This is a genomic window from Labedaea rhizosphaerae, from assembly GCF_004362825.1.
Taxonomy (GTDB): Bacteria; Actinomycetota; Actinomycetes; order Mycobacteriales; family Pseudonocardiaceae; genus Labedaea; species Labedaea rhizosphaerae.
The window spans coordinates 721,302-732,751 of sequence record NZ_SNXZ01000004.1 but is presented as its reverse complement, the minus strand read 5'-3'; the positions used below and the strand labels follow the sequence as shown (position 1 = coordinate 732,751).

The following is an 11,450-nucleotide window of genomic DNA, read 5'->3' as shown; positions in this document are numbered from 1 at the left end:
GGTCAGCTCCCGACCAGGTAGATCGAACGGACGACTTCGGCGAGCGTGGTGACGCCGGCGTGCACCAGCCGCACGGCTTCCTCCTGCAGGGTGCGCATGCCCTCGTAGCGGGCGGCCTTGCGCAGTTCCTCGTGCGAGGCGCGCTCGATGACCAGCTCGCGGATCGCCGACGTCACCGGCATCAGCTCGTACACCCCGATGCGGTCGAGGAACCCGGTCTGCGCGCAGAAGTTGCAGCCCGCGCCACGCACGTAGCCGCCGTCGGGCTCGGCCCCGCCGACCGCCGCCAGGAACGCGAGCTCCTCGGCGGTGGGCCGGTAGTACTCGCGGCAGCTCTCGCACACCTTGCGCACGAGGCGTTGCGACACGACCGCGGTGACCGAGGAGGCGATCAGGAAGTTCTCGATGCCCATGTCCAGCAACCGGTGCAGCGCCGAGGCCGCGTCCGTCGCGTGCAACGACGACAGCACGAAGTGGCCGGTGAGCGCGGACTGCACGGCGATCCGCGCGGTCTCCACGTCGCGCACCTCGCCGACGAGGATCACGTCCGGGTCCTGTCGCAGGATCGAGCGCAGCCCGCCCGCGAAGGTGATGCCGGCCTGCTCGTTGATCTGGATCTGGTTGATCGACGGGAAGGTGTATTCGACGGGGTCCTCGATGGTCATGATGTTGCGTTCGGGCGTGTTGATCTCGCCGAGCGAGCCGTAGAGCGTGGTGGTCTTGCCGCTGCCGGTGGGGCCGGCGCAGATGACCATCCCGTACGGCGCGCGCAGCAGGCTCGTGTAGCGGGCGGTCATGTCCGGCGCCATGCCGAGCTGCCCGAGCCGGTAGAGCGGGCGGCTGCGGTCGAGCAGCCGGAGCACCACCTTCTCGCCGCCGATGACGGCGGTGGTGGACACCCGGATGTCGACCGAGTGGCCCTCCACGTCCATGCTGATCTGGCCGTCCTGCGGGCGCCGCCGCTCGACGATGTTCATCCCACCGAGGATCTTCAATCGACTGACCACCGCCGACCCCATCGAACCGGGCAGGTCCAGCACGTCGTGCAGGGCGCCGTCGATGCGGTAGCGGACCCGCAGCCGCTCGCGTTCGCCTTCGGCGTGCGGCTCGATGTGCACGTCGGAGGCGCGGTCGCGCAGCGCCTGCGTGATGATCATCTGAACCACCTGGACGACGGGTGCGTCGTCGCTCGCGGTGACGGCGTCGGCCTTGGCCGCCTGCCTGCGCACCGAGTCGCGGGCCTCGAACACCCGCACCCGGGAGTCCACATCGGACAGCGCGCGGTAGGACGCGCCGATCGCGCGCAGGATGTCGCCGCGGGTGGCCACCCGCGGCACCACGGCGGCGCCGGTCGCCGCACGCAGTGCCGAGAGCGTCTCGGTCGTCGGATCGGCGACCGCCACGACGATCCGGTCGCCGTCCAGCGCGACCGGGATCGCGACCAGGGCCCGGGCCGTGGCCTCGTCGAGCCGGGCGGTGGCCGCCGGGTCGGGGGTGACGGACGCGAGGTCGACCGTGGCGAGCCCGGTGCGCTTGGCCAGGTCCACGGCGTCACGGTGCGCGGTCGCCGAGTCCACGGGCGAGTCCTGCCGCAGTACGGCCGGTTGTGCCTGGGGCTGAGGGGCTTGTGGTTCGTCGCTGTGCTTGCGGTTGCGCAGGATCATGCCGTCACGCTCATGGGCCGGGGACGCACGACGTCCTGCGGGTAGAGGCTGCGTGCCGCGGCGTCCTCATAGGACACCTGGCCGGACTGCACCAGCGCCGAGAGCGACTGCTCCAGGGTCACCATGCCGTCGCGGTGGCCGGTCACGAGGTTGTTGCGCAGCTGGTGGGTCTTGCCTTCCTTGATGAGGTTGCGCACGGCCGTGGTGGCCACGAGCACCTCGTACGCGGCGACCAGCCCGGTGCCGGCGCGCGGCAGCAGCCGCTGGTAGACGATCCCGGTGAGCGCGGCCGCGAGCTGGGTGCGGATCTGCGCCTGCTGGTCGCCGGGGAACACGTCGACGATGCGGGTGAGCGCCTGCGCGGTGTCGTTGGTGTGCAGGGTCGCGAAGACGAGGTGGCCGGTCTCGGCGATGGTCAGCGCGAACCGGATCGACTCCAGGTCGCGCATCTCGCCGACCAGCAGCACGTCCGGGTCCTCGCGCAACGCCGAGCGAAGGGCCGAGGGGAAGGACGCCGTGTCCGTGCCGACCTCGCGCTGGCTGATCACCGCGCGCTTGTGCGTGTGCACGTACTCGATCGGGTCCTCGATGGTGATGATGTGGCAGGAGCGCTCGGTGTTGATGCGGTCCACAATGGACGCCAGGGTGGTCGACTTGCCGGACCCGGTCGGGCCGGTGACCAGGACCAGACCCTGGTGCCGTCGGGCGAAGCCGGCCAGCACGGCGGGCAGGCCGAGTTGCTCCATGGTCGGGATGGCGGCCGGGATCATCCGCAGCGCCACGGCGGTGTCGCCGCGTTGCACGAACGCGTTGCCGCGGACGCGGGCCTGGTCGCGCCAGGAGAAGGAGAAGTCGTATTCGTGCCCCGACTGCCAGCTCTCGTCACCGGACATCAGCTCGGTGACCATGGCGGCCACGGCGTCGCTGTCGAGGGCCGGCTCGCCGGTCACCGCGTGCAGTTCGCCGTGCACCCGCACCTGCGCGGGCAGGCCGGCGGTGAGCAACAGGTCGGTGCCGCCCGCCTGCCACAGGGCACCGAGGAGCGTGTCGAGGCGGCTTCCGTGCGCGCACCCGTGCATGACGTACCTCCGGTGGAATGTCTGGAAGACAAGGGAAGGGGAGGGCCGCCCCCGCACGGCCCTCCCAGCGGGGTCGGTCAGCAGCCAGCGCCGGTGACGGTGAAGCTGTCGGCGGTCTTGGCGTAGTTGACCTCGGCCGGCCAGCTGTGCAGGAACTTCGGCACGGTGTTGGCGATCGCCGCGGCCTCATCGGCCGGGTAGGTCGGGGTGCCGGGCTGGGCGGCGTAGTACGCCTCGACGGCGACCTCGACGCTCTTCACGTCGGACTTGCACGCGGCCTTCTCGCCGCGGTCCTGGATGCCGCTGACGGCGAACACGACGATCCCGGCGAGCACGCCGAGGATGACGATGACCATCAGGAGCTCGATCAGGGTGAAGCCGGACTCGGTGCGCCGGGCCTCGCGGAGTCTCTCGATCATGGGAGTTCTTCCTTGTCTGTTGTGGACTGCGGAGATCGGGTTCGGGTTGCTGCGCTGGGATTCAGGAGGGATCACGGCGGCGCCCTGCGCCGCTGGGAACTGGCCGCGCGGTCCTCGACGGCGGCCAGCACGTGCGCGGCGAACCGGCGTACGTTGCGGCTGAAGGGGTGGCCGGGCCGGTCTGCCGTGAGCGGCCGGCCGCGGTTGATGGAGGCCGGGATGTCCGGCGTCGCCGGGAACTGGGCCGCGATCGGGTGTTGGACCGCGCGCTCGAGCTCCTCGCTCGCGAACCCCGCGCGGTGGTCGGCGCGGTTGACCACCACCGACCGGGCGGCCGGCGGGTAGCCGAGTTGGTCGAGGACCTCCAGCAGCGGGGCGAGTGCCTGCAGCGCCGGTCGTTCCGGCGTGGTCAGCACCACGCGGTGATCGGCCGCGTCGAGCGCGGTCAGCGCGTGCGGGCCGTAGGTGCCCGGCAGGTCGACGACCACGACGTCGTAGCGCATGGAAAGGGCGCCGAGCAGGTCGGCGGTGTGCTCGGCGGACACGCGGTGCCCGGGCGCGCCGGGCGCCGCGAGGCAGTCCAGACCGGGCAGGCTGGGTTCGGCGGGCGCGGTGCCGTCGTCGTCCGCCGCCTGGATGCGGGGCACGGCGAGCACCGTGGCGAGGTCCCCGCCGCGCAAGTCGAGGTCCACGACGCACACCCGCCTGCCCTCGGCGGTGAGCGCGGCGCCGAGGTTCGCGGCCACCGTGGTGGCGCCGCAACCGGGCTTCGCCGCGAGCACGGCGACAACCGCGCCCTGGCGGGGCTGTTCGACCCGGCGCCACGCGTTGTGGACGGCGGCGGCGTCGCCGGCGTCGACGACCTCGCGGACCCCCGCCGCCATGGCGCGCGCCGCCCCTTCCCGGTGCCAGCCGTCGCGCAGCAGCACGACGGCGACCGAGGGGCGGGCGTGCCGGATCGCGGCGGTCAGGGCGAGCGCGGGGCCGACGGCGATGCCGGGGCCGATCAGCAGCGAGCCGTGCCGGGTGCCCGGCCGGTCGGCCTCGATCAGCACGGATGCGGCCCCGACCACGGTGTGCGTGATGGTGACGCCGCCGCCGATGCGGGCGCCGAGAGCTGCCGCGGTCGCGGCGTCCGGTTCGCAAAGCACCGTCATCTTCGGCCCCCTTCTCGGTTCGCCCGACTGGCTCGACGACGCCAAGAGTGCGGTGGAAGACGCTGGTGATTACAGCGGGTGAACGGCTGACAAGCGGCGTTGGTCGGCGGACACCTGTCCGCCGATCGGCCGACAAAAGGTCCGTTCGGCCGAATACGCTTGCACCTTGCAGACAGAGAAACCCCAGGTCGCGCTCTGAGGGTCGCCTTGGTCCCGGGTGGAGGAGGACCAAAGTCACCGGAATCCGATCAGGTGTAGCGCGAGCGCTCAACGCACGATGAATGCACGGAGTAACCAAGTTGCAGGGTGAATGATCGCTACTCAAGCACCGGAGGGGGGCCACGGCCATGCCCACACGCATCGTCGCGATCGACGGTCACACGCTGACGCTCGCCGGCCTGGCCGTCGTCGTCGCCGGGCAACCGGACCTGGAGCTGGTGGGCGAGTGCCGCCTGGCCCAGGACGTGGACACGGTGGTGGCCGCCGCGCAGCCGACGGTCGTGCTGGTGGACGTCCTGCTGGCCGACGGCGACGGCCTGGCCGTGGCCGCCGCCCTGCGCGGCGCGTATCCCGGACTGGGCATCGTCCTGCTCGCCTCGCACGAGGAGGACGGCCTGCTGTTCCGCGCCATCGAGGCGGGCGTCTCGGCCTTCGTGCCCAAGACCGCGCCGGTGGCCGACCTGCTGGGCGCGATCCGCTACGCCGCGGTGGCCCCGGCGTCGTTCATCGCGGCGGGCCTGCCCGACGCCTTGGCCAAGCGCAGGCGAACCGAACGCGCCTTCGCGTTGAGCCCCCGCGAACACGAGGTCCTGGTCCTGCTGGGCGACGGGCTGTCGATCCCGGCGATCGCCGCGACCCTGTACGTGAGCATGTCGACCGCCAAGACCTATGTCTCACGGTTGTACGAGAAGCTCCACGTGTCCAACCGCTCGCAGGCCCTGATGACCGCGATCCGGACCGGCCTGCTCGCCCACGGCGCCGAATCGGCCACCTCCGCGGCGGGATGAGCCGAGTCCGCGAAGCACCGACGCGCGTGGGCGAGCAGGGCCGGTCGTCACGGCGGGTCGGTGTTCTGGCTGCCGCTGTCGACGGGCTCGTCCGGCTCATACCACTGGTGTTCTGGGCTTTGTGATTGCGTGGCGGTGTCGGTGGCCATCTCCTTGTGGCGCACGACGTCGACGAGGTCGTCGAGTGCCTCGCGCGGTGGTGCGCCGAGGTTGAGGTTGGTGACGTACTGCTCGGTCACCTCGTTGTCGGCCATGACGGCCCGGACGTCGTCGAGGCTCAGCTTCAGCGCGGCCACGATGTCGTACAGGCCGGTTTCGGTCGAGCCGTCCCAGTAGCCGCCCGCGTGTTCGTTGAACCGCAGGTGGGCCACCTGGGCGTGGCTGCGGGTCACGCACAACGACAGGAAGCAGACGGTGCAAGGCCGTTTCCCGCCGGCGATCGCGGCCGTCCCGGCGTACCGGGAGAGCGCGAGGGTCAGGGCGAGGTTCTGCTCGGCGTGGGACTTCGGGTTCACGGTGGTCGCGTTCGGCCGGACGGCGATGATCCGGCCGGCGTAGCGGGGATCGGTCAGCAGGCCCGCGGCCCGCGGCGGCCTGCCACCGTCCACAATGGCTAGTCCGGCGTTGGTCAGCGCGTGCAGTGCGGCGAGCACCGTGTCGCGTTGCCCGGGCCAGAGGGTGCAGCAGGCGGCGATCTCGGCGAGCCGGAGCTTGCCGTTCTCCTCGTCGTCGTCGCGGTTGTTCACGGCCAGGCAGACCTGCATGGCCTTGGCGATCTTGCGCTCGAAGTTCGCGTTGATCCCGTTGTCCTGGAGGTGCTGTTCCACCTTGAAGAACCAGGACTGCAGGGTGGTTCCGGCCAGCGTGCCGACGACCGCGTCCTCGTTGGCGCTCACGAACATCCGGTCGTTGACGAACATCACCTCGATCTCCTGCGTGTCGACCCCGTCGAGTTCCAGCGCGGAGATCAGGGTCTGGGCGAGCTGCGTGGCCAACTGGAGGTCGCGAACGGCGCTCTTGGGCGCCGGGCCGGACGCGATCCCGGTCTCGGTCCACTTGCCCTTGGACTGCCAGCCGGTGCCCTCGACCTCGAGGTGTTCCTCCACGATCCGCATGACCGCCGCCCGGCTGACGCCCTTGACCTTCCCCGTCTTGGCCGTCACGCCGGTCGGGGCGGGCGCGGCACCGGCGCGCGGACCTGACGGACCCTCGGCCCGCTGGTAGGCCTGGCGCGGGTCCTCGCTGTCGGAGTCCGCGTCCTTGGCCGCTTCGACCTGCTGGAGGATGTCGGCGGCGAACCGGTCGACGTCGTCGATCATGCCGTCCGGCACCACGCCGGCGAACGGCTCGGCAACGGCGAGCTTGCGGCGCTTGGGCGGTGGTTCACCCTCGGCGGGTGCCGCGCCGGCATCCAGCGGGCGCTTCACACCACCGCTGACGGGGTGCAAGGGAGTGCTCATGCTTCGACCTCATCCGAGTCGGCGAGCGGGGAACACGGTGGGCATCCTGGCCCCACCCGCCGCCGTTACCCGGCCGGGCGACCTTCATCCCAACAGACCAGCCTCGACCGCCAGGTGCTGAGTCGGGAAAGTTTTTGAAGAAAGTCCGCGGGGTGTGTCGGATCGGCGCGGGGGTGTTCGTAGCAGGGGTGAGGCCGCCACCAAGGGCGACCCGCTTCCCGCAAGGAGACACCCGTGAGCGCCACCTACACCTTCGACATCTTCGCCACCCTCGACGGCTTCGCCAACCACAGCGGCGACTGGGGCGGCTACTGGGGCAAGCAGGGCCCCGAGTTCCTCGCCCACCGCGCCGCGGCCTACCGCGACCCGCTGCGCATGGTGCTGGGTGCCAAGACCTACTCCTCGAACGCGCCGTTCCTCAGCCCCGGCTTCGACCGCACCCTGTTCGACACGTGGATCACCCGCATGTTCGACTCCCCGGTCACCGTGCTCTCCAGCCGGCTCACCGAACCACTCGACTGGCCCGGCACCACCATCGAGGCCGGCGACCCGGTCGACGTGGTCAGGCGGCTCAAGGCCGAATCCGACGTGCCGTTGCGCTCGCACGGAAGCCTGACGCTCAACCGCACCCTGCTCGACGCCGGCCTGGTCGACACCATCGAACTCACGGTGTTCCCCGTGCTGTCCGGCAAGACCGGCGTCGACCGGGTCTTCGACGGCATCGAGGACTTCGACCTCGAACTGGTCGAGGCCCACACCTTCGACGAGCACACCCAGGTGCTGACCTACCGGCCCACCCGGCACGGGTGATCGGGCGGCTCAGTGTTCCGGTACGGCGTCCAGGGCGGCCAGGGCGTTGCGGACGCCCTGGTCCAGGATGTCGTCGGCGAGCCGCCGGTCGGCCAGGGCGCGGGAGAGCTGCAGCGTCCCGACCATCGAGGCGTAGATGGACAGGACCGCCACGCGTGCTGACCGTGGGTCGTCGGGCGCGAGCCGGGCGGCGATGTCGTCGATGAACGCGAGCACGCTCTCGGTGTAGGCCTGTTTGGTCGGATCGGCGCACCGGGCGAGCTCGTCGAGCAGGGCGGCGGACGGGCAGCCCTGCTCGGGGTTGTCGCGGTGCTCGGGTGAGAGGTACTCGCGCACCATCTGCTCGACCCCGGCCCGGCCGGGCGCGACCGCGTCGAGCCAGGCGCGTTGATCGCGCAGCTGCGCCGAGACCGCGGCGGCGACCAGGTCCTCCTTGGATTCGAAGTGGGCGTAGAAGGCGCCGTTGGTCAGCCCGGCGTCCTTCATCAGCGTGGCGACCCCGGAGCCGTCGATGCCATCGCGCTTGAACCGGCGGCCCGCCGTCTCGACGATCCGGCGGCGCGTCTCCAGCTTGTGCTCTTTCCCGTACCGCGCCACGCGTTCCTCCGCTCGCCGGGCTCGCCACCCATGTTAGTACGGTCATAATACAAATCTGCGCCGAACCCTTGCTTCCCGACTCCGGCCGTGCCTATCGTAGTACGATCGTAATTCCAAATGTTGGGAGTCGTCATGGCAAGGTCTCGACCGGTAGCGGTGGTGACCGGCGCATCGTCCGGCATCGGCAAGGCGGCCGCGCTCGCCCTCGTCGGTGCGGGGTTCCAGGTGATCGGGACCAGCCGCGACGCTGCGCGGATCGCCCCCGTGGCGGGCGTGACCTTCGTCGACCTGGACGTGACCAGCGACGAGTCGGTCGACGCCGTGGTCAGGCAGGTGATCGCCCAGTACGGCCGCATCGACGTCCTGGTCAACAACGCCGGCGTCGGCGCGAACGGTGCCGCCGAGGAGTTCTCGGCCGGCCGGGCGCAGGCGGTCTTCGACGTGAACGTCTTCGGGCTCATGCGCATGACGAGGGCCGTTCTGCCGCACATGCGTGCCCAGCACAGCGGCCGCATCGTCAACGTCTCGTCCGTCGGGGGATTCGTGCCCAACCCGTTCATGGCCGTGTACGTCTCGACCAAGCACGCGGTCGAGGGCTACTCCGAGTCGCTCGACCACGAAGTCCGCGAACACGGCGTGCGGGTGCTGCGCGTGCAGCCCGGCCCCGTCAACACGCCGTTCGACGCGAACCAGGTGCAGGCCGACGCCCCGCTGGCGATCTACGCGCACCGGCGGCGCGTCTTCGAGGACGTGATGCGGGAGTCGATGCGCGGCGGGGAAGACCCCGCCGCCGTCGCCAAGGTGATCGCCGCCGCGGCCACCGACGCGAAGCCGAAGCCGCGCTACCTGGCCGGCTCGACCGCCGGGCGCGTCGCCGTGCTCCGCCGCATCGCGCCCGCTCGGACCTTCGACAAGGGCGTCCGCAGGCTCAACCGGATGACCGGCTGACGTTTCCGTTGTCGTAGAAGGGAAGGCGAGTCATGAAAGCATTCATCGTCGACCGCTACGGAAGCAGCGCCGGCAACGTCCGGGCCGGCGAGGTGCCGGAACCCGAGGTGGGTCCGCACGACGCGCTGGTCCAGGTTCACGCGGCGGGTGTCAACGCCCTCGACACCAAGATCAGGGACGGCGAGTTCAAGCTGATCCTGCCCTACCGCCCGCCCTTCGTCCTGGGCAACGACGTCGCCGGTGTGGTGGTCCGAGTCGGCGCCGAGGTGCGGAAGGTCGAGGTCGGCGACGAGGTCTACGCGCGACCGGCCAAGGACCGGATCGGTACGTTCGCGGAGTTCATCGCCGTCGACGAGAACGACCTGGCGCCGAAACCGAAGCGGCTGACGATGGCCGAAGCGGCGTCGATCCCCCTGGTCGGCTTGACGGCCTGGCAGGCGCTGGTCGAGCTCGCCGACGTGCGGCCGGGGCAGAAGGTCCTCATCCACGCCGGTTCCGGTGGCGTGGGCACGTTCGCGATCCAGCTCGCCAAACACCTCGGCGCCACCGTGGCCACGACGACCAGCGCGGCCAACGTCGAACTGGTCGAACGCCTCGGCGCCGACGTGGTGGTCGACTACCGCAAAGACGACTTCGAGGGCGTCCTGCGGGACTACGACGTGGTGCTGAACAGCCTCGACAACGCCACCCTCAGGAAGTCGCTGACGGTGCTGAAGCCCGGCGGCCGGCTCATCTCGATCTCCGGCCCACCCGATCCCGCGTTCGCGCGCGAACTCGGCAAGCCGTGGACCCTGGGGCCGGTCATGTGGGGGCTCAGCCACCGGATCAGGAAAGCCGCCAGACGTCGTCGGATCGGCTATTCGTTCCTCTTCATGCGAGCCAACGGCGCCCAGCTCGGCGAGATCACCGCCCTCGTCGATGCGGCGATCATCAACCCGGTCGTCGACCGCGTGTTCCCTTTCGAGGCGACCAAAGAGGCCCTGGCGTACGTCGAAAAAGGACGTGCGAAGGGCAAGGTCGTCGTCACCGTCCGAGAAAACCCCGAGAAGACGTGATGACTGTGCGCACCACCTACCAGCACGCACCGACCAAGACCATCGACATCGGCGGCGCCACCTTCGCGTACCGCACGCTCGGCCCGGACGGCGGCACGCCGGTCGTCTTCCTCAACCACCTGGGCGCGGTGCTCGACAACTGGGATCCCCGGGTGGTCGACGGCATCGCGGCCAAGCACCAGGTGATCACCTTCGACAACCGGGGCATCGGAGCCTCACAGGGCCGGACACCGCGCTCGGTGGCCGCGATGGCCCGCGACGCGATCGCGTTCATCCGGGCCTTGGGCCACGACCAGGTCGACCTGCTTGGCTTCTCGCTGGGCGGCTTCGTCGCCCAGGTGATCGCCGAGCAGGAACCCCGGTTGGTGCGCAAGCTGATCCTCGCCGGCACCGGCCCGGCCGGCGGCGAGGGCATCGACAAGGTCACCGGGATCACCGTCATCGACATCGTGCGGGCCACGCTGACCTTCAAGGACCCGAAGGAGTACCTGTTCTTCACCCGCACGGCCAACGGGAAGGCATCGGCCCGCCGGTTCGTGAACCGGCTCAAGGAACGCACCGAGGCCCGCGACAAGTCGATCTCCGTCACGGCGTTCCGCAACCAGCTCAAGGCGATCCACACCTGGAGGCGTCAGCAGCCCGCCGACCTGGCCGTCGTGCGCCAGCCGGTCCTCGTCGCGAACGGCGACCACGACCGGATGGTGCCCAGCCGCAACTCCACCGATCTGGCCCGGCGCCTGCCCAACGCCCAGCTCACGCTCTACCCCGATGCCGGGCACGGCGGCATCTTCCAGTACCACGCGGAGTTCGTCGACGAAGCTCTGCGGTTCCTCGGATCGTGACCCGGGAAGATCGAACCGGCCGCGGGTCAGGGGGCTTGCTGGGCGTTCTTCTCCTTGAGCCGCGCGGCTTCCTTGCGCACCTCGGCCTGGATGGCGCGTTCGCGCTCCAGCCAGTCGGGGGCGGCGGCCTTCAGCTCGTCGATCTGCTCGGTGGTGAGGGCTTCGGTGATGCCGCCGCGGGCGAGACCGCCGATGGAGATGCCCAGCTTCGCCGCGATCACCGGTCGCGGGTGCGGGCCGTTGCGGCGCAGGTCGCGCAGCCAGGCCGGCGGATCGGCCTGCAGCGCGTTCAGCTCGTCGCGCGAGACGACGCCGTCGCGGAACTCCGCGGGCGTGGCCTCGAGGTACACCCCGAGCTTCTTGGCCGCGGTCGCGGGCTTCATGGTCTGCGGGGTCTTGTGCGACGTCATGG

Annotated in this window: 12 protein-coding genes; 5 read left to right on the top strand and 7 right to left on the bottom strand. The window is 70.6% G+C overall.

Annotation, left to right across the window (positions count from 1 at the left end):
• Window positions 1-2 precede the first annotated feature (2 nt).
• The 4 genes from EV186_RS26435 to EV186_RS26420 all read right to left on the bottom strand — a co-directional run bounded on the left by EV186_RS26435 (window position 3) and on the right by EV186_RS26420 (window position 4,319).
• Window positions 3-1,664, bottom strand: a complete 1,662-nt coding sequence (locus EV186_RS26435; RefSeq protein ID WP_133852075.1) for a GspE/PulE family protein — start codon at window positions 1,662-1,664, stop codon at window positions 3-5.
• On the bottom strand, window positions 1,661-2,743 hold the full coding sequence (locus EV186_RS26430) for a type IV pilus twitching motility protein PilT (RefSeq protein WP_133852074.1): 1,083 nt from the start codon (window positions 2,741-2,743) through the stop codon (window positions 1,661-1,663). The genes EV186_RS26435 and EV186_RS26430 overlap by 4 nt, the downstream gene beginning before the upstream one ends.
• 77 nt (window positions 2,744-2,820) lie before the next feature.
• Window positions 2,821-3,162 (bottom strand): type II secretion system protein, encoded by a 342-nt coding sequence (locus EV186_RS26425; protein ID WP_133852073.1) that lies wholly within the window; start codon window positions 3,160-3,162, stop codon window positions 2,821-2,823.
• A gap of 71 nt (window positions 3,163-3,233) precedes the next feature.
• A complete protein-coding gene (locus EV186_RS26420; protein WP_133852072.1) occupies window positions 3,234-4,319 on the bottom strand; it encodes a CpaE/TadZ family protein in 1,086 nt (361 codons plus the stop codon).
• Between the two features lie 347 nt (window positions 4,320-4,666).
• Between EV186_RS26420 and EV186_RS26415 the strand changes: the two genes are divergently transcribed.
• Window positions 4,667-5,326, top strand: coding sequence for a response regulator transcription factor (locus tag EV186_RS26415; RefSeq protein ID WP_133852071.1), 660 nt, complete (start codon window positions 4,667-4,669; stop codon window positions 5,324-5,326).
• A 47-nt stretch (window positions 5,327-5,373) separates the two neighbouring features.
• On the opposite strand, the gene EV186_RS26410 is transcribed toward EV186_RS26415, so the two are convergent.
• Window positions 5,374-6,786, bottom strand: coding sequence for a hypothetical protein (locus tag EV186_RS26410; RefSeq protein WP_133852070.1), 1,413 nt, complete (start codon window positions 6,784-6,786; stop codon window positions 5,374-5,376).
• A 234-nt stretch (window positions 6,787-7,020) separates the two neighbouring features.
• On the opposite strand from EV186_RS26410, the gene EV186_RS26405 reads away from it, so the two are divergent.
• Window positions 7,021-7,596: a dihydrofolate reductase family protein gene (locus EV186_RS26405; protein WP_133852069.1), complete on the top strand. Its 576-nt coding sequence runs from the start codon at window positions 7,021-7,023 to the stop codon at window positions 7,594-7,596.
• A gap of 9 nt (window positions 7,597-7,605) precedes the next feature.
• Here the strand turns inward: EV186_RS26405 and EV186_RS26400 are convergent, their stop codons facing one another.
• A complete protein-coding gene (locus EV186_RS26400; protein WP_133852068.1) occupies window positions 7,606-8,193 on the bottom strand; it encodes a TetR/AcrR family transcriptional regulator in 588 nt (195 codons plus the stop codon).
• A 132-nt stretch (window positions 8,194-8,325) separates the two neighbouring features.
• Here EV186_RS26400 and EV186_RS26395 point away from each other — a divergent pair, with 132 nt between their 5' ends.
• The 3 genes from EV186_RS26395 to EV186_RS26385 are packed head-to-tail and all read left to right on the top strand — an operon-like array spanning window position 8,326 to window position 11,038.
• Window positions 8,326-9,141: an oxidoreductase gene (locus EV186_RS26395; protein ID WP_133852067.1), complete on the top strand. Its 816-nt coding sequence runs from the start codon at window positions 8,326-8,328 to the stop codon at window positions 9,139-9,141.
• Between the two features lie 32 nt (window positions 9,142-9,173).
• Entirely contained in the window at window positions 9,174-10,196 is a 1,023-nt protein-coding gene (locus EV186_RS26390) for an NADP-dependent oxidoreductase (RefSeq protein ID WP_133852066.1), read from the top strand.
• Complete coding sequence (locus EV186_RS26385) at window positions 10,196-11,038, top strand: alpha/beta fold hydrolase (protein ID WP_133852065.1); 843 nt, start codon at window positions 10,196-10,198, stop codon at window positions 11,036-11,038. Before EV186_RS26390 ends, EV186_RS26385 begins: the two co-directional genes overlap by 1 nt.
• Window positions 11,039-11,064: 26 nt before the next feature.
• On the opposite strand, the gene EV186_RS26380 is transcribed toward EV186_RS26385, so the two are convergent.
• Window positions 11,065-11,448 (bottom strand): DUF5997 family protein, encoded by a 384-nt coding sequence (locus EV186_RS26380; RefSeq protein ID WP_133852064.1) that lies wholly within the window; start codon window positions 11,446-11,448, stop codon window positions 11,065-11,067.
• Between the last annotated feature and the right edge of the window lie 2 nt (window positions 11,449-11,450).

What these genes read in the sequence shown, in the direction of transcription:
- EV186_RS26415 (WP_133852071.1), top strand. Translation starts at nt 4,667, where the DNA reads ATGCCCACACGCATCGTCGCGATCGACGGTCACACGCTGACGCTCGCC.
- EV186_RS26425 (WP_133852073.1), bottom strand. Translation starts at nt 3,162, where the DNA reads ATGATCGAGAGACTCCGCGAGGCCCGGCGCACCGAGTCCGGCTTCACC.
- EV186_RS26385 (WP_133852065.1), top strand. Translation starts at nt 10,196, where the DNA reads ATGACTGTGCGCACCACCTACCAGCACGCACCGACCAAGACCATCGAC.
- EV186_RS26420 (WP_133852072.1), bottom strand. Translation starts at nt 4,319, where the DNA reads ATGACGGTGCTTTGCGAACCGGACGCCGCGACCGCGGCAGCTCTCGGC.
- EV186_RS26395 (WP_133852067.1), top strand. Translation starts at nt 8,326, where the DNA reads ATGGCAAGGTCTCGACCGGTAGCGGTGGTGACCGGCGCATCGTCCGGC.
- EV186_RS26390 (WP_133852066.1), top strand. Translation starts at nt 9,174, where the DNA reads ATGAAAGCATTCATCGTCGACCGCTACGGAAGCAGCGCCGGCAACGTC.
- EV186_RS26435 (WP_133852075.1), bottom strand. Translation starts at nt 1,664, where the DNA reads ATGATCCTGCGCAACCGCAAGCACAGCGACGAACCACAAGCCCCTCAG.
- EV186_RS26430 (WP_133852074.1), bottom strand. Translation starts at nt 2,743, where the DNA reads ATGCACGGGTGCGCGCACGGAAGCCGCCTCGACACGCTCCTCGGTGCC.
- EV186_RS26410 (WP_133852070.1), bottom strand. Translation starts at nt 6,786, where the DNA reads ATGAGCACTCCCTTGCACCCCGTCAGCGGTGGTGTGAAGCGCCCGCTG.
- EV186_RS26380 (WP_133852064.1), bottom strand. Translation starts at nt 11,448, where the DNA reads ATGACGTCGCACAAGACCCCGCAGACCATGAAGCCCGCGACCGCGGCC.